Genomic DNA, 18047 nt, shown 5'->3' with positions numbered 1-18047 from the left:
TTACTCTTCCTTCCCTTACTTGTATGTTATTCGAGATTCAGATAAGCACGCTGCTCCGGCGTCAGCACGTCAATGCCTACGCTGAGGGCCTTGAGCTTGATCTCCGCAATCTTCGTATTGATCTCTTCGGGCATCAGATAGACGTCCGGTTTCATTTCCCGGCCATGGTTCAGCAGATGCAGTGCCGAGAAGAACTGTACACCAAACGAGAGATCCATGATTTCAGCCGGATGGCCGTCACCGGCTGCGAGATTGACCAGGCGGCCTTCGGCCAGCAGGTAGAGCTTGCGGCCATCGGCCATTTTGAATTCTTCGATGTTGTTGCGTACCGTACGGCGCGATACCGAGCAGCCCGCAAGCTCAGGGATATTGATTTCGCAGTCGAAATGACCCGAGTTAGCCATCATGGCGCCATTCTTCATGACTTTGAAATGGCGCTCGCAGATGACATCCTTATCGCCCGTCAGCGTCAGGAAGATGTCGCCGATTTTCGCGGCCTCATCCATCGGCATGACGCGGAAGCCATCGAATACGGCCTCGATGGCCTTGATGGGATCAACTTCTGTGATGATGACATTGGCGCCAAGGCCACGGGCGCGCAGTGCACCGCCCTTGCCGCACCAGCCATAGCCTGCGATGACGACATTCTTGCCCGCGATGACGAGGTTCGTCGTGCGCATGATGCCGTCCCAGGTGCTCTGGCCCGTGCCATAACGGTTGTCAAACAGGAATTTCATATAAGCATCGTTGGCCGCGATCATCGGGAACTCAAGCTTGCCCTCTTTGGCAAGCCCCCGCAGGCGGTGGACGCCTGTCGTCGTCTCCTCGGAACCGCCAATGATATTCGGCAGCAGCTCACGGCGCTTCGTGTGCAGAAGATGGACGAGGTCGCCGCCGTCATCGATGATGATGTCCGGTTCGATGTCCAGGGCCTTATCGATGAACGTGAAGTATTCCTCTTCGGTGCAGCCATGCCAGGCAAAGACGTTGAGACCGTCCTCGACGAGAGCCGCAGCGATGTCGTCCTGGGTAGACAGCGGATTGCTGCCCGTGATGGCAACTTCTGCACCAGCATGCTTGAAGATCTCCGCCATGTAAGCGGTCTTCGCCTCAAGGTGCAGCGTGATGACCATCTTCTTGCCGGCAAAGGGTTTCGATTGCGAAAACTCGGCATCGATAGATGCCATGACCGGCATGAAGTTCTTTACCCACTCAATCTTGTCATGCCCCGAAGGTGCCAGCTTGATATCACGGATCATAGATTCCATAAGAAATACCTCCCTGTTTGCAGCGAACAAATCTAATTTATTTTATCACGAAAACGTGTTTGCTGCCACCTTATTTTTCCAGGCGCTTGTCAAGCTCCACGTAGTCCGTGATGTCGATAATGAGCGGTGTCACCGAAATATAGCCTGACTCGGTGGCATAGATGTCGGTCGCACTGCCCTTGTCCGAGTCGTAGATCTCGCCTGCCATCGTATAGAAGACGCGCCCGTCCTTTTCCTGCTGTTCGAAGGCATTCAGATAGTCCCGCTTGCCCTGGCGGCCAAAGACATACTGCGGGCGGCCGTCCTTGAGCTGCTTCGGGAAATTGACATTATAGAAGATCGGCTTTGCCGTCTGACCTGTCAATTGACCCGTCAACTTTGACAAGTCAGCGGCAAAGATGGCCGCTGACTCGTCATAGGACAGCTGGCTGTCGACATCGAGGGACAAGGCCACCGAGGAGATATCGTGCAGATAGCCCTCCATGGCCGCACCGACCGTCCCCGAATAAAGCACATCGGTAGCCAGGTTCGCGCCATGGTTGATGCCCGACACGACAAGATCCGGCTGGGCCTCGCCAGCGACTGCCTCCAGATAGAGCTTGACGCTGTCCGTCGGCGTGCCATCGACGGCAATCGCCGTGATGCCATAGGCTGCCTCGAGCCGTTCGTCGTGCCTGACCTCCATCGGTTTGCCGACCGTCAAGGCATGGGCCATGCCGCTCTGCTGATACATCGGCGCCGAGACAATGACCTCGTGCTCCTTATAGAGTGCCTTGACCAGTGCCTCGATGCCCTTTGCCTCAATCCCATCATCGTTCGACAAAAGAATACGCATACGATCCCTCCATAGCAAAACATATACAAAAAAGGCCGTCCAAAACATGGACAGCCCTAAATCTCAATGGTGACCCACCACGGAATCGAACCGTGAACCTACTGATTAAGAGTCAGTTGCTCTGCCAGTTGAGCTAGTGAGTCAGCTTTTCTTCAAGAGCCTTGCGGCTCCGTCCCTCAAGGACAGGTATTATATTAACACTATGTTTTTTCATTGTCAACATTTTTTTGAAAATTTTTGGCATCAACCTTCTGCCTGCAGCAAAACAGTGCTTGTGTTCTATTTTGTTCTATGGTATCGTGATAGAGAGAAAGTAAGTTCGTCAACTATCCGTGGAAGGAGGTGAGCCGGCGTTATGGCTCTGCCATCTGTTTTTGCTGCAATCGATTTGAAATCTTTTTATGCCTCTGTCGAATGCCACGACAGGGGACTCAATCCGCTGACTGCCAATCTCGTCGTCGCGGATGCCAGCCGCACGAGCAAGACCATTTGCCTTGCGGTATCGCCAGCGCTCAAAAGCTATGGCATTCCGGGCCGGGCCCGGCTCTTTGAAGTCAACGAAAAGGTAAAGCAGGCCAACCAGCTGCGGCTGGCCGCAGCTCCGCACCATCGCTTTACGGGAAAATCGGCTGATGCCGCCGAGCTTGCCGCACATCCCGAGCTGGCCATCGATTTTGTCATAGCTACGCCGCGCATGGCCCGCTATATGGAAATCAGCACGCAGATTTACAAGATTTATCTGCAATTCATTGCCCCTGAGGACATCCATATCTACTCCATCGATGAAGTATTCATCGATCTGACGCATTACCTGCGCACCTACCGATGCTCGGCGCAGGAGCTGACACGCCGCATGATCCATGCGGTCTATCAAGCTACGCATATCACTGCCACCGCCGGCATCGCCCCGAACCTGTACCTCAGCAAGGTGGCCATGGATATCGTCGCCAAGCATATGGCCCCTGACGCTTACGGCGTCCGCATCGCTGTGCTTGATGAGCAAAGCTACCGGCAGACGCTCTGGCAGCATCGGCCGCTGACGGATTTCTGGCGCGTCGGCCGCGGCTATGCCAAGAAGCTCGAGCAGCATGGGCTCTGCACCATGGGCGATATCGCCCGCTGCTCCCTCGGCAAGGCCACGGACTTCCATAACGAGGAGCTGCTCTACCGCCTGTTCGGCGTCAATGCCGAGCTGTTGATCGATCATGCCTGGGGCTATGAACCCTGCACGATGGCCGCCATCAAGGCCTATAAGCCAGCGGCCACGAGCATCGGCTCCGGTCAGGTGCTTCAAAGCCCCTATCCCTACGACAAAGCCGCTCTCGTGGCCTGGGAAATGACAGACCTTTTGGCCTTAGAGCTCGTCGACAAGAAATTATTGACGGGGCAGCTCAGCCTCGACATCGGCTACGACATCGAAAACACGCACCGAGGCTATCGCGGCCCGCTGCACCGCGACCACTATGGCCGCATGGTCCCAAAGCCCGCCCACGGCAGCAGGCATTTTGCCACGCCGACGGCGTCTTCCTCCCTGCTGCGGCAAACCGTCCGCGAACTCTTTGCCGCCATTGCCGATAAGGAGCTGCTCGTGCGCCGCCTGACCATCACCTTCGGCGACACCATCGCACAGGCAGACTATCAGGCCGCTCCGCCGCCTGTGGAACTTGACCTGTTTGAAGAGCCCGCAGCTAAGGACGGGATTGACGTGTCAACGGCCAAGGAAAACTCCATCCAGCAGACCATCGTTGCGCTCAAGAAACGCTTCGGCAAGAATGCCATCCTAAAGGGCGCCAACCTGCAGGAAGGCGCCACGGCCATCAGCCGCAACAATCAGATTGGAGGTCATCGCGCATGAAGGAAGAACAGCCGAATAAATACGGCGATATCATCAACCTGCCACGTCCTGCGTCCAAGCGTCATCCGCCGATGCCGCTAGCGAAGCGGGCCGCGCAATTTTCGCCGTTTGCGGCGCTGACCGGCTACGAGGACGCCGTGCGCGAAAGCGCCCGCATCACGCTGCCGCCGCCAAACCTTGCCGATGACGAACAGGAGCTGCTGGACCGCAGTCTCCAGCAGGTGATGGCCGCCCCCTCGCCGCAGGCAGTCCTCACCTATTTTCTCGCCGACGCATACAAAGACGGCGGCCGCTATGTAACGCGAACCGCCGTCATCAAACGTCTCGACAGCGTGCACCAGCAGCTTTTGCTGGAAGATGGCACGCACATCGATCTTAGCCATATTGTCCGCATCCAGCCCGCTTGAGCTGGATGTTTTTTAACGGTACTCGAGGTCACGGTTGCCGCTGCGGACCGCCTCGGATACCGGCAGGCTAGCCTCATAGCGGCGGATGATGACCGTTGTCGTCATGACACCTGCCAGCAGGATGATTGCCGCCAGCAGGATAACGCGCATCGTCGAGTTATCCGAATCGCCGTCGCCATCGAACAGGCCGCCAAGGCCTTCCTGTACCGTATCGAGGGCCGGGCCAAAGCTCTCGATGGCGTTATAGGTGTTGTACGCCTGAGCGAAGGTGTTCCAGCCTGCCACACCGAGATTCATCAGCGATTTTTCCCGGGCAAAGTTTATCCAGGACTGGATCGTGATGATGATGCCCGAGCCGATGGCCGGCACGATGATCATCAGATAGATGAGACTGGACAATACGCCGAGCATGCTGGCCGGCAGGTACCCCGTCGATACGGCGATGTACGAAACGACTATCGCATAGACGAAGGTAAAGCCCACCGCCGACTGGATGGCACCGCACCATGCCAGCAGGCGGATCCAGCCGCCAACTGCCTTGGACTCCGCCCAGATCTGCCCGACGTTGCGGGCGTTGAAAAAGCTAATGACCAGGTTTAAGATCATGATACCAATCAACATAGCCATAGTATTCCTCCTTTATCCATAATAATGACAAGTGCTTTTCATTATTACACACATATATTATACCGTGATTATAAAATCTTTTCCAGCTTGGCCTTGAATGAGATTTCCCGCGGCGTATCGATATCGGCAAACTTTATCACATAGGCTCCCTTATCGGTATTCACCGCCAGGATTTCTCCATCCCCCATGATGCGGTGCAGCACCCTGTCGCCCTTGGCAAAGGCTGCCTTTTTCGGCGCATTGGCCGCAGCCATGCGCCGGTCCATATCCCGGATATAAGCCTGGGCATCCTGGCGCGTGAGCGCAGGAACAGGCTGCGCGTATTCCAGCAGGCCATCGTCAAGCTCCAGCAGGAACCGGGACGGATAGCGCAGGGACGCATCGAAGTTGAGCCCTGACGCCGCGGACAGATAGAGCCGCTTCTGGGCGCGGGTCACGGCGACGAATGCCAGCCGCCGTTCCTCCTCCATCGCCTGCTGGGTCCGCGTCTTCCGCGAGGGGAAGATGCCCTCGTTTAGGCCGCAGAGGAACACATAGGGAAACTCCAGGCCCTTGGCCGCATGCACGGTCATCAGCTTCACCTTGTCTCCCGTTTCTGCCGTATCGCTGTTGGTCAGCAGAGCTATCCGCGAAAGATAATCCTCCAGCATCGCTTCTTCGCCGCAGGATGTCTCATACTCATAGATGGCCTGCTTGAGCTCGGCCAGATTATCGAGGCGCTCCTGGCTGCCTTCGGTGCGCAGCATCCGCTCATAGCCGCTGGCATCCAGCAGTGCCGCCAGCACCTCCGATACCGGGCGGCCGCTGTACGAAGCCGAAAACTCCTCCACCAGCTCCACCAAGGCCTTGGCCTTAGTCCGCTGGAAAAGCTCCTGGTCGAGGCTTTGCCGCAGGGCCTCATAGAGACTGCACCCGTTCTGCGCCGCGTATTCCTGCAGGAAGGCCATGCGCCGCTCCCCCAGGTTGCGCTTGGGAACGTTGGCAACGCGCAGGAATGACAAGTCATCCCGGTACGCGATCAGCCGCATATAGGACAGGGCATCCTTGATTTCCTTGCGGTCAAAGAAATGGATGCCGCTGTAAAGGGTATAGGGAAGTTCGGCCTGCAGGAAGACTTCTTCGAGGGAGCGTGTCAGATAGTGCGCACGGTAAAGCACGGCAATCTGGCGATAGGGAACCTCCCTTTCATGGAGCTTGGCGATTTCCTGGGCAATCCACTTCGCCTCTTCCTCGGGCGACGCATTGCTCGCACACAGCACGCTTTCCCCGCAGGGCAGCGTCGGTTGGAGATCCTTCTCGATGCGGTTGCGGTTATGGGCGATGAGGTCATTGGCCACGGCCAGGATCTCCGGCGTCGAGCGGTAGTTCTCCATCATGTAGATGGTCTTCGTAGGCGAAAACGCCTGGTCGAAGTCCAGCAGATAGCGGATATTGGCCCCACGCCAGGTGTAGATGGTCTGGTCGGGATCGCCGACGACAAAGAGATTCTTATGATAGCCGCAAAGTATCTTCATGAGGCGGTACTGGAGCTCATCGATATCCTGGAACTCATCAATCATGATGTACTCGAGCCGCTGCTGCCATTTTAGCCGCAGTTCTTCCTTCTGCTCGAAGATGTAAAGCGTGAACTTGATGAGGTCGTTGTAGTCAAGCCCAAAGCATTTCTTTTCCTGATACAGATAGCCATAGAAGATGATATCGGCTGGCTCCACGGCCCGGTCATATTTTTCCTTGATGCCGTCAAGGGACATGGCAATCATATCCTCGTAATACCGAGGCTCGGTAAAGATTTTGCGTATCTCGATCATATCCCGGGCCTTGGCAAAGGTCATATCGCGAAGCGAAAGCTGCCGCTCCTCATAGATAATCTTGAGCATCGCATCGATATCGCTGTTGTCGAGCACCAGAAAGCTTTTGGGATACTGCACTGCATAGCTGTCCTCCTGCAGCACCGACACGCAAAAGCCATGGAATGTATTGATATAGCCCGTATCGTTATCGCCCGTCAGCAAGTGAATCCGCTTGCGCATCTCCGTTGCCGACTTATTCGTAAAGGTTACACAGAGGATATTGCCCGGCATGATGCCAATCTCATTGACCAGATAGGCAAAACGCTGGCTGAGCGCCCGGGTCTTGCCCGAACCGGCGCCAGCCAGCACCCGTACATAGCCTTCCGTCTCCGTAACCGCCTCCCGCTGCGCCCTATTGAGCCCCGCCAGGATCTCCAATTCCTCTTCTGCCATAGCCAACCTCCCAAGTCTTTGCACCATCTATCGATACAACTCTATCTATATAGTAGTTTGGCATGGTTTGCGCTGCTTTTCAATAGTCTTCCGATAATAACGGCAAAGATTACCAGCTTTTACATAGCTCCATATCAAAGGGAACTTTCCGGTAGGGACTATCTTCTGCCATCAAAAGCTGCTTAAAAGCCTGTTCCCGCTGTTCATAGTCTTCGCCTGTATCCCCCATATAAGTGCTGTAGGAACGAAGATACGCCTTGCCGAAATCCTCCCAGCTGCGCGTTACGTTTTGCAGCCGCTTCCCTGTCGTCAGAATCACATTCAGGGTTTCCCGCAGGGTAAGATACCCGGCCAGATATCCCCAGCCGGCATTCTGTATCGTGCGCTGCAGCTGCCACAAAAGATTCTGTCCAGCCATATCCATGATTGTCTCAATAAGCTCCGGGCGGCTGTTGATTTCCCAGGAATCCCGCATAATTTGCCGTCCATACTCGCGTCCCATCGGGTCGCTGGCAGGCATCCCGCCGAGTTCCTGTATCTCAACACCATTTGCCATATGGACAATCGCGCAATCCGCAATGATCCACTGGCGGAGCTTTTCGTCTACGCCATCCCAGAACAAATCATCTGCCGGCCGCCGGATGCGTTTGTCATCTTCCAGCTGCCACTCCCGCAGCTGCTTCATGACCGGGCCCTCGAGATGCTCCCGGAATGCATCCTCGTCTTCCCGCAGCATATTCAGCCCGAAGTGACAAACCTCCTGCCGGATCAGCCAGGCAAAAAACTTATACGCATCCTCACGGTAGACGGCAAAGCGATAAACCTCCTCGCCATCTTCGTTCATCTGCACGTTCAGATATTCAACGCCATCGCCCTCAAACTGGGCATAAAATCCGCCCACGTCAAGAGCAGCATAAACCTTGTCATATCCCGTCATGGTCATTTTATTGTCTGGCTGCAAGGTAATCGTACCATAATGGTCCCGCTTCCATAACCGGCTAAAAAATCCTTTTGGCGATAAAAACTTCGCCTTGATTGTAAAACTTTCCATGCTATCGCCCTTTCCTGTCTAAATGTATCAAGCTGTTACAGGCATTCACTCCACTCACTGGTATCATAGATATGGTCGAGCTCTTCCTGGGCAGGCTGGTAGCCTTCCTCGGCCGTACGGCACAGCAGCTTGCGATACGACGTGAAATTCCCCTCATCTTTGTAGAAATGCGCCAGATTCCAGGCGCCTTCCGCAAATCCTTCGCCAGCAGCCTCGCGCACCAAATCCCGTGCACAGGTGTAGTTTGCCTGCTTATCCTTAGCAAGTAAAGCATTGGCCAGCATTACCCGACCCTCATTTTGCCACTCGTTCTCGTCATTTTTTTCATAAGCGACCCGTTCCAGCACAGCAATGGCTGTGTCCAAATCATGCCACTCGCCCTCTGCATCGCGGCACAAATGTGCTCTGGCCAGCATCGTTTCGTAATCCCCCATCGCTATGGCCTTTTCGTAACAGGCAACGCCTTTTTCATAATCGACGATTGTCCCAATGCCCCGAAGATAGCAGATGCCCATCTCTAACCAGGCTTTGGCATAGCCCATATCCGCCGCCTTTTGCAGATAGCGCAAAATCGCGAGTTTATCGCCCTGCGGATTTTCTTTATGCAGTTTCCCCAGCGAATACCAGGCCATGGCTACATCTTCTGGATCGGATGTCAGCGTAGCTTTGAGAAACCAGGTAGATGCTGTTTTGAGATTCTGGCAATTGATGACGCCCAGAAGATTCATCGCATATCCACAGCCTGAATCAGCCGCTGCGGTCAGCGCCTTAATCCGCCCCTCCGTATCCTCGCGTTCTTCACATTCTTGCGCGATTTGCAGATACTCGTTCCACTGCTTATTCTTCGCTACCTCTTCATCGGCCTGCCAATCCTCACCGTGCAGACCTTGTCCATCGGCCCAGGCGGTCAGCACCGCCAGTGCACTTGAAAGTTCCTTTACCTGTTTATGGACAGCCCTGCCATCGATGGCAGCCAGCAGATAATAGCCATCCTGTTCGTGATAGGCCTCCAGATAATTTTCACCTGCCTGCTGCGAGTTCAGGGCGACACTGCGGTATTTATCTTTAGCCAGCATAGCAAGCGCTGCTTGCAGCTCCGCATTGTTATAATGACTAAAGATCAGGCCATATTTCTGTCGCCATTCCGTGCACAGGCGCCACTGCCGCCTGCCATCTGCCGCAGCTATGCGGGCTTCCTGCCGGTCACGGATGGTCTCTGCCTCCGCCAATGCCGCTGGCCGTGAATTCGTGGCAGCAGAGTTCTTCCAATTCCTGACTTCGGCTTCGTTTTCGGTTTCCCAGGACATTTTTTCCAGCATGACTTTGAAGCCTTCATACTCTGTGGCTTCCCTGCGATATTTTTCCGCCAGTTCTTCATTTTGGGCAACCGGTCCATAGCCATGGGCATATACTTCTGCCATAAGATATTGGAGCAAAGCCCGCTTATACCTCGGCAGCACTGGTTTCTGCTCCTCCCGCAGCATTTCCTCCCGGATGCTGCGTGCCGCTAGATTTCGGTCCATAGATGTGCCCCGCCCATAGAGCTTGCAGTAACAAATAAGGGGCATCAACACATCGTAATCGTAAAACCCATGAAACTGTACCACACGATTCATTGCTTTTTCGCACCATTCATAAGCCTTGGCATAATCACGCGCAAAGAAATCGCCCCAGAAATAGGTATCTGCCACTTGATACATGGACACGACATGGCCTTGCACGGCCAATGGCAGGAAATATTCCTCGAAGGCCTTCCGCGAATCTTCTTTCACGCCCAAACCATGACGATACATATAGCCCAGCGAATACAGAGCGCTGTCCAGCCTGGCAGCAGCGGCTTTCTCATAATACCCCAGCGCCTCAGCATATTTTTCCTGATTAAAAAGATCCTCACCGCGGCTATAGAGCGCATGGGGAACCCCTGCGCGGCAAAAGCCGTCTTCCAGCCGCCGGAACTTGGCAATCTTTTCCGGATTGCCATCTCCCCGATACATATCACGCACACATGTTTTATACAGGTCAAGTCCATAGGCTAGACCGCTATCGACAGCAGCCTCGATAAAAGGAAGGGCCTGTTTTAGCCGCTCTCGCTGCCCGTCGTTCTCGCCCAGCAATAGGGAAACACCACCAAACTTATATGCTGCCCCCAGCAGGTAAGCTACCATTGGTTCAGCGGCAGCATAGGCGCGAATCTCTTCCAGCACGGTCGCAGGCGTTTCCCAATGCGCCAGCATTGCCACATGTTCTACCGGGGTAAGGTCACGATGCTCAATAGCACAAAGCACGCCAGCCGCACTGCCGCCCTCGATGCTTTTCTGCAGGCATCTGTGCACTTCATCCGTATCTTCGGCTATCGGAAAAACGCTGTTTTCCCAACTCTCTCCTATCCCCATGTAGGTACGGGCCAAAAGTGCCCAAGCATCCGCATCGCCTGCCGCTGCCGCCTGCTGCAGCATTTTCTGCCCGCGCTTCGCACTTTCCGCATCATAATGCTGCCAAATAAGATCTATCGCTTCCCGCACCAGCGGCTGAAATTTTTTTACTATCATCATGTACGCCTCTCTTCAGAATCCAACAATTCAAAGCTATGTTACCAGGACTTTACCAGCGCCATATCAAAAGGCACCGTATAAGGTGTGTCCTTCGCATTCCTCAACTTTTGGAAGGCTTTGCGCCTATCCTCGCCACCTGACTCGCAGTCCATATAGTTCGCATAATCCCGCGCATATGCATTAGCCAGCCCCTCCCAGCTGCGCGTAACCTTTTGCAGACGCTGCCCGGCAACAATCGATACATTCAACGATTCGCGCAAAGTCAGATAACCTGCCACATAGCCACTGCCTGCCAGCTGTAATACACGCAATAACTGCCAGGCCAGCTTATCATCGATCATATCTTGAATGGTCTCGATCAAATCTCGCCGAGAATAAATATCCCAGGCCAGCATCATCATATCCCTGATTACGAATTTGCCTAACCGGCTGCCAGGCACAAAACCACCAAGTTCATGCACATCCATATGAAAGACCTGACGGTTAACCGCACAAGCAGCGCAAATCCACTTCTTCAAATCCGGATCCACTTGTTCCCAGGATAGATTATCTTCCGGCAAGCAATATTCTTTTGCAAGCTTTTTCCGCTCCACCAAAACAAGTATGCGTCGTATAAACGTGTATAATAATAGTTTTCCTATTCGCATCATAGTCCATCCACCTCAAATCCTGTGTACATTTATGCATGTACAGGTATAAATTGCTCTGTCTTATCTTTTGTCTTTTCCTTCCAGACGGCTGATATCTCTTCTTTATGTGTTTTAGGAACCAGCTCACACGGCATCCATTTTTCTGTTTTTACGCCTTTGCCCATGCACCACCGCTGAAGACAGGCCAAGGCGCGTTTCTTCTCCATTGTCTCCCTGAAATATTCCTGCCCGTTCACATTCGCATAAAGCTGGAACTTCTTCGCTTGGCAGCGCACCAGCAAGCGATCGTCACTATCCATTTTATCCAGCATAAGCCGCCGGTACACACCGCAGGCCACGAGATTCAAAGCATTCTCGATTTCTTCCTCCTCGTACCTTACGAAATTCGCTCCACCTTCCGACGGCAGCTGGATGCATAACCGCCAGGGCTGCAGCTTTTCCCGGCCTTGCAATCTAGCTTTTTGCATCCGTTCCTCTTGCCAGACGCGGATATTTTCCACATCGGTCAATTCCGTTTTCTCATCTTCGTACCGGCCAAAAATAGCCCAGGCAAATCGGCAGCCAAATCCTTCCGAACTTTTATCCCATTTAAAATCTCCCAGCCAGCGATCAAAACCTTCATAAGATTTGGCTTGCTCATGATAGGTTCGGGCCAAGGATTTATCGACATCATAATTGCCAGAACCATTCGCATATATGTCTCCTTTTAAGCGATAAAGTAAAGCTAATTTGTATTCTGGCAGCACAGATCCCTCTTCTTCTACCCGCCTGATTTCCTCCATGATTGTACGGACAGCCATTTCCCGGTCGATTACTGTCCCCCAGCCATAATATTTGCAATAGCACATCAATGGCAGCACTAAGTCATAATTGAAACCACTCGCTTGGAAAGGATTCTTGCCGGCCAGTTCGACATATTTATCCAGAACCTTTTCACACCAGCTGTATGCCTTGGTAAAATCTTTCTCACCCAAATCTCCCCAGAAATATATCTCCGCTGCCTGTATCATAGAAGGAAAATGTCCGTTTTCTGCCAATGGGAGTAAATAATCTTGTAAAGCACACTCCGCCGACTGCTCTACCCCCAGGCCAAACCGATACATATAGCCCATGCTGAAACGTGACATCTCATGCCCTGCTGCAGCCGCCTGCTCATAGCACGTATAAGCCTGCTCATATTCGCCCCGAGCATAGTGCAGCTCACCACGGTTATATAGCATATGGGGCACTCCCGCCTGACAGAATTTCTCCATCATAGCCGCAGCTTGTTCCTGTTTATCCCTTTCCCCCGTGCGCTCATAAATAATATCTGCACACGACTTAAAGTTATCCAGCCCCAAAGCAAGTCCCATCTCCAGTGACCGCTCCAGATAGGGCAGCGCCATTCGTGTCCGCCCCCAATTGTCATCCATATCCCAATCGTCCAACAAGCCGAACACCGCGCCACTGAGATAGCAATTCCCAAGCAATTCTGCTGCGATGGCTTCTCCACCTTCCTCAGCATAAGTGGCAGCCTCTTCCAAGACGGCTTTACCAGAGCCCCAATGCTCCAAGATCGCTGCGCGTTCCGAAGGATAAAGCCCCCTTCGTTCAATCGCACATAGGACCCCCACAGCGCTGCCCCCTAGGATGCTCCAGCGTACACATTCATCCGCTTCATCAAGGTCAACAGGCAGTCTGCTGGTTTCCCAAACAGCCAAATTGGCCGCTCCCAAATACGTACGGGACAAGAGCCCCCAAGCATCCGCATCGCCTGCCGCTGCCGCCCGGCGCAACATTTTCTGCCCGCGCTTTGCGCTTTCCGCATCATAATGCTGCCAGATAAGGTCTATCGCTTCCCGCACTGCTGGTTGAAATTTCTTTGCCATTTTTTAGCCACCTTTTATAAATTAATTTTGAACGCCTAAAACAAGGCAATGTCATCCTTCATCGTTCCCTCCAGGCCTAATATGCCGAAATGTACATCCCAGAATACCCGGAGGGAAAAATCCAACGGCAGGAACAAGCGGCAAAACATCTGCCACTCTTTTTCGCGATCCTGTTCGTGGGGCTCATCTAAATATACATAGAGCTCCTGCGGGGAGAACCGGCTTTGATATAGGATTCCTTTAGGGAAGAACCGCCGGAAGGCATGGCTGAACCCCAATAAACTCGAACCACATTTCATGGTATGCAAAAGTTCTTCTGCTACCGCCAGCTGTTTTTCCTGCGGAAGTTTTTGCACCAGGGCGGCTGCATCCTCGCCAAAAATCCCCGCCAATAGTTCCTGGCGCAACTTCCGCACATAGCACTCCTGCCGGGTGATGCCATGGTGCAAATCCACTTCGCAAAGGATATGCAGCAGGCAGTCAAATGCTTTTTGGATGAATTCTTCTTTGTCCTTTTCCAGCATATACCGCACATCCGGATGCAGCAGGTATTGAAAGATGGCACTGAACCGGTACAAGGCATTTACAGGGATTGGCTCAGGCCCTGCTTCTTTGCGATTCAGATAGTCAAAGGCCAGCTCATAATAAGGACTGCCATCTTTTGCCGGCGTATAGGTTATATCTGCCTTTGACATTCCTTGTTCCTTTGCTCGGATCGTGGCATCCCAAATGAAATTCATCTCAAACCAGCCTCCCTGCACAGTTGTATTCGGGGAAATAGTGCTGCAGATTGGTAACCAGGAAACTTAAGACATCCAGATTCCGATAGTCTTCCTGTTTTGCCTGGAAATCAAGTTCCAGCGTATATTCCCGGCTCCCCGTACGGAATTCATAGCCGATGAATTCATCGGTGCAATAGGTCGCAGCCTGCCCAGCAGCCTGCCGTAGCCGCAAATCCTGCAAGGAAAAATCCCGCATGCAGGCAAAAGACCGCAGGAAGCGCTCAACCTCTGCCCGTGTCTTGACACGCTGTCCATAGGCCGCCATCAGATTGCGGGCAAAACTCTGGTCATGCTGGTTGCCATACACCCGATACCCATATTTTTCCGCGCTGCGCACAGGATAGAACCGCAGCAGCGGCCAAGACTCGCGCTCCCGCTGGTCGCAGGTAATGATAAGGTCTCCGCCCTGCCAGCGTACGCTCCGGACCGCAGCATCCGACTGGTCGAGCAGATACTGCCCCCCAGCGGGGAATTGATGGGCATACAGCCGGTGTTCATAGGCTATCCGATCCATGCAGGCCTCCGGGTAAGCGCTGGTCAGCGCCTGATAAGGCTGGATATTCCACAGGGGAACCATCTTTTCCTGGATAATGTCACGGAATTCAGCGTAATCCAGCATGATACGTTCAATATTCTGTTCTCCTGTCCAGCCTTCTACCGAAGTGATCCAGACTTCGGCGAATTTATAAAGATAAGGTGCCAGAATACTGCGCCAAGGCAGCGCATTGAGATTCGTCACGCCATAGAGTGCCTCGATCTGCTGCAAGTAACGGCGGCAAGGCCGCAATTCAAACGTAGCTGCTACATCGTTGAAGCCGCTTTTGACTACTCCTGAAAATCTGTGCCGCTCGCGTATGAGTTTTTGCAAGGTGGCCGTTTCGCCCGCAAAAAAAACAGGGAACAAAGCATAGCTTTCTCCCTGTTGCAAATGATCCAGCACGTCGGCAGCAGGAATCTCCGGCTCTAAAAGATCGGCAGCATCCAACGGATAAAGCTCCTTATCCGTCTGGTCATAATCCTCGCGCCGGCAAAGACCGGTCATGACATCCGGTACTTCTGCCGGACGGGAAACCTCCGCCAGCATCCGCTGTTCCAGCCCATGATATTCTGCATACATATGCCGATAAAGCTCCGAAAACATATCGCCGATGATATCCCGGAATAATTCCCGATTCTGCAAATCATCGATTTTCATGGCCTGCTGCTTTACATAACCTGCCAAATCAAACTCATCTGTAAAAATACCCATCACGATTCTCCCTAGTCCACAAATACTTCCCGGCGGCGGCGACGTTCCCGGCGGCACTCCCTGAGCCCTGCCGGCCGGATTTCAGCCAGTACGCGGGTAAGGCCGGCAAAGAGGCTTTCATTGTCCCATTCCTGCTCCGCTTGCTCGAGCCGCTGGCTGATATAAAAGCCAATACTATCCACGGACAAAGGCTGGCCATTTAAAGCCGACATACAGAACTGCCGGTCAAGATCTGTCAGGGCAAACTTTGCCGCCTCCTTGGCAAAAGCCTTGGTGATATCTGGCGATAACGTACTCTGCCCAATGGCTGCATACGGCACATAAATCGTATGGACCGTATCGAACTCTGTCGTCCGGTCAAAGAAATCCGTATAATCGACGCGCAGGATCGAACCGCGCTTCAGCTTGAAACGGCAAAGCTCTATTTCGTTATTCGATAGCGTCAGATTATTCGTCAAGGCCGCTTCCAGTGGATAAACCAAAGTCCCCCGTTGATCGATTGGCGATGCGAAAACCAATTTGAGAATCATGTATTCATCGGTAGGCTGATACGCAACCGTCATGGGTTCGCGCAGGTAGTAGATAAAACCTGCATGCTTTATCAACCCCGGTTGCACCGTAATCGTCTCCTTGGTCGTCATCATCCGGCAGCCGCTGATGATACCATCGCTATAATCCTGATATAGCAAAGGCAGACCGGCAAAGGCCCGGTCGCGTACATCGCTGAGCATGGACTGCCTCAATATATGCAAGGACTCAAACTGCGGAATCCGCTGCTGATTATTCCCCATACCATCACTCTCCTACAATTACACTCTCGCCACCGAAAGTGATCTGTTTTTCCGTTAGCTTCACATGCGAATTGCCGCATTGCAGCAGAATCTGCTTATCCGCCGTAATCTGGACCTTTTCCTCGGCCTCGATTTGCACGCATTTATCCGAGGAAATATGCACAGGCTGCGAAGATACAATGCCTATTCCGTTATCCTGGGATAAATCAATAAAGATATTCTGATGATTGCAAATCATCGAAATCCCATCATCGGTCAATAAAAGTTCCTTGCCGCCAGGGGCGCGGAAACTCTTATTCCGCGTGCTTGCCGGCGGCGATGTATTGACTGCACTGGCGGCAAAAGCCTCCTCCTCATGATTGGAGGGACACAGTATCCGCACGAAATCCCCGACCTCCGGCATCACATACCAGCCACTGCCATCACTACTCGAATAAGCCGTAGAATACGGGAACCAGGTCGTGCTGCTGCTGTCATACGCAGGGTCGATCTGAAAAAAGAATGCCTGGATCGTATCCCGCTTGACAGCCTTGACCTGCGCTGTCAGGACACGTCCTGCGCAGTGATTGTTGCGCACCAGCGGAGCGACAAAGCCCTGCCGGCCAGTAAGTTCGTAAGACATATGCATAAGACCATCTATCAGCTTGGCGTGGATAGTCCGCACATAATACTCCTTACCATTCACACATACTTTATCGCCAAGGTATGCATAGTCATAGGAATCGGCCTGCAAGCCGCTAAAATCCTGCGCCGTGGCCGTATGCCCTGCGGTCATATCATTTTCCGTCACTTCGCGGAATCGGCCATTATCTGCTAAGTAGCGAATAGCCGCCGTAGAAAGTTCTATAGCCTTTTTCCCCTGCGGCACCCCAAAGGATACCAGCGGCTTTTCGGCCACCAGGCTCGAAAAAATTGGCACATTGAAGCGGGATGCCATACGCTGGGAAAACTCCCAATTCGTCTCATCCATTTGCAGGATGAACGCGCCAATCGGCTGGTCGCTAACATTGACCACTACTTTCCCCGTGCCATTATAGGCATCGTTTAGAATTTCCCCATAGCTTTTCGCTAGATTCTGATACGTCTTATTTTGCCGCCGGACATCCAATAAATAACTGGAATCCGCTAGCTCTGCGGCCAATTCGCCATACCCACCGTTCGTATCCACACGAATCTGCGTGATATAGCCGCGAAACAGCACCACTTCTTGATTTTGCTCCCGGGCTTTTATCGCAATCAGACGATCCGTCTCACGCTCCATAAAGCGCTTCAATACAGGAATTTCGCCCGCAGCAGTCAAAGCAGCCCGGCCGTGTTCGTTTGGCTTATGCACAATCTCCAAAGTCAAAAGCTTTTGCAGAGGAATTCCCTCCACCCATACATTCTCATGAATCAAGCCCATCCTTCCACCTCCACTGGTTCAAAGCGGATGCCCAAGGGAGCACGCCGCAAAATACTTTCTGCCGCTGCCAGGGAAAACAGCCAGGTCACTTTGTCCCGCTGCCGCTGGCAACGGATGCGCTGTCCCGCAGCTGCTATCGGCAGAAAAGGAACCCAATAGTGCAGCGGCTTAGCCTCGGCAGATTCCGGCACGGGCATAAGCGTCACCTGGCAAAATTCCATTTCCGGTGCCAGCCACTTAAATAACAGCTGAAACCTGTCCCCCACCATAAACGTCGGTGCAAACAGGAAATCACAATACTCCATGCCGGCCTGAGGCTGGTAGGCAGCCACCTTATGGGACAAGCGCCGGAACGATTTTTCCTCCATAAAATAGGGATACGCACGATACGAAAGCCCCACCGGTCTCACCGGGGCTGTAAGTGCCGCATCCTCCACCAGCCGAAACCAATCTGTTTCCACCAACCG

Annotated in this window: 15 protein-coding genes and 1 tRNA gene; 2 read left to right on the top strand and 14 right to left on the bottom strand. The window is 53.2% G+C overall.

Annotated features, from left to right (window positions below; all coding sequences use genetic code 11):
- Positions 1–26 precede the first annotated feature (26 nt).
- From FZ041_RS03125 to FZ041_RS03115, 3 genes are all read right to left on the bottom strand, one after another.
- Positions 27–1268 carry an adenosylhomocysteinase gene (locus FZ041_RS03125; RefSeq protein WP_149188482.1) on the bottom strand — a complete coding sequence of 414 codons (1242 nt, stop codon included), beginning with the start codon at positions 1266–1268 and terminating at the stop codon, positions 27–29.
- 70 nt (positions 1269–1338) lie between these two features.
- Complete coding sequence (gene surE, locus FZ041_RS03120) at positions 1339–2103, bottom strand: 5'/3'-nucleotidase SurE (RefSeq protein ID WP_149188481.1); 765 nt, start codon at positions 2101–2103, stop codon at positions 1339–1341.
- A 67-nt stretch (positions 2104–2170) separates the two neighbouring features.
- A tRNA-Lys gene (locus FZ041_RS03115) sits at positions 2171–2246 on the bottom strand.
- Positions 2247–2458: 212 nt separating this feature from the next.
- On the opposite strand from FZ041_RS03115, the gene FZ041_RS03110 reads away from it, so the two are divergent.
- Positions 2459–3958 carry a Y-family DNA polymerase gene (locus tag FZ041_RS03110; RefSeq protein ID WP_149188480.1) on the top strand — a complete coding sequence of 500 codons (1500 nt, stop codon included), beginning with the start codon at positions 2459–2461 and terminating at the stop codon, positions 3956–3958.
- On the top strand, positions 3955–4365 hold the full coding sequence (locus tag FZ041_RS03105; protein WP_149188479.1) for a hypothetical protein: 411 nt from the start codon (positions 3955–3957) through the stop codon (positions 4363–4365). The genes FZ041_RS03110 and FZ041_RS03105 overlap by 4 nt, the downstream gene beginning before the upstream one ends.
- Before the next feature lie 12 nt (positions 4366–4377).
- Here FZ041_RS03105 and FZ041_RS03100 read toward each other — a convergent pair whose 3' ends face one another.
- The 11 genes from FZ041_RS03100 to FZ041_RS03050 form a co-directional block, all read right to left on the bottom strand.
- Positions 4378–4992, bottom strand: a complete 615-nt coding sequence (locus tag FZ041_RS03100) for a hypothetical protein (protein WP_149188478.1) — start codon at positions 4990–4992, stop codon at positions 4378–4380.
- A 68-nt stretch (positions 4993–5060) separates the two neighbouring features.
- Complete coding sequence (locus FZ041_RS03095) at positions 5061–7235, bottom strand: ATP-dependent helicase (RefSeq protein ID WP_149188477.1); 2175 nt, start codon at positions 7233–7235, stop codon at positions 5061–5063.
- A 109-nt stretch (positions 7236–7344) separates the two neighbouring features.
- Positions 7345–8286 (bottom strand): DUF1266 domain-containing protein, encoded by a 942-nt coding sequence (locus tag FZ041_RS03090; RefSeq protein WP_149188476.1) that lies wholly within the window; start codon positions 8284–8286, stop codon positions 7345–7347.
- A 35-nt stretch (positions 8287–8321) separates the two neighbouring features.
- Positions 8322–10838, bottom strand: a complete 2517-nt coding sequence (locus FZ041_RS03085; protein ID WP_149188475.1) for a tetratricopeptide repeat protein — start codon at positions 10836–10838, stop codon at positions 8322–8324.
- Positions 10839–10876: 38 nt separating this feature from the next.
- Positions 10877–11488, bottom strand: coding sequence for a DUF1266 domain-containing protein (locus tag FZ041_RS03080; RefSeq protein ID WP_149188474.1), 612 nt, complete (start codon positions 11486–11488; stop codon positions 10877–10879).
- 29 nt (positions 11489–11517) lie between these two features.
- On the bottom strand, positions 11518–13356 hold the full coding sequence (locus FZ041_RS03075; RefSeq protein WP_149188473.1) for a tetratricopeptide repeat protein: 1839 nt from the start codon (positions 13354–13356) through the stop codon (positions 11518–11520).
- 35 nt (positions 13357–13391) lie between these two features.
- Positions 13392–14096, bottom strand: coding sequence for a hypothetical protein (locus FZ041_RS03070; RefSeq protein WP_149188472.1), 705 nt, complete (start codon positions 14094–14096; stop codon positions 13392–13394).
- Between the two features lies 1 nt (position 14097).
- Entirely contained in the window at positions 14098–15387 is a 1290-nt protein-coding gene (locus tag FZ041_RS03065; RefSeq protein ID WP_149188471.1) for a hypothetical protein, read from the bottom strand.
- An 11-nt stretch (positions 15388–15398) separates the two neighbouring features.
- Positions 15399–16178 (bottom strand): hypothetical protein, encoded by a 780-nt coding sequence (locus FZ041_RS03060; RefSeq protein ID WP_149188470.1) that lies wholly within the window; start codon positions 16176–16178, stop codon positions 15399–15401.
- A gap of 4 nt (positions 16179–16182) precedes the next feature.
- Positions 16183–17580 (bottom strand): DUF2345 domain-containing protein, encoded by a 1398-nt coding sequence (locus FZ041_RS03055; protein WP_149188469.1) that lies wholly within the window; start codon positions 17578–17580, stop codon positions 16183–16185.
- Positions 17571–18041 carry a hypothetical protein gene (locus tag FZ041_RS03050; protein ID WP_149188468.1) on the bottom strand — a complete coding sequence of 157 codons (471 nt, stop codon included), beginning with the start codon at positions 18039–18041 and terminating at the stop codon, positions 17571–17573. The genes FZ041_RS03055 and FZ041_RS03050 overlap by 10 nt, the downstream gene beginning before the upstream one ends.
- Positions 18042–18047 lie beyond the last annotated feature (6 nt).

This window comes from Pseudoselenomonas caprae, assembly GCF_008271345.1.
Classification (GTDB): domain Bacteria; phylum Bacillota; class Negativicutes; order Selenomonadales; family Selenomonadaceae; genus Selenomonas_A; species Selenomonas_A caprae.
Note: the sequence above shows the minus strand (reverse complement) of the source record. Positions and strands in the feature narration are given on the sequence as shown.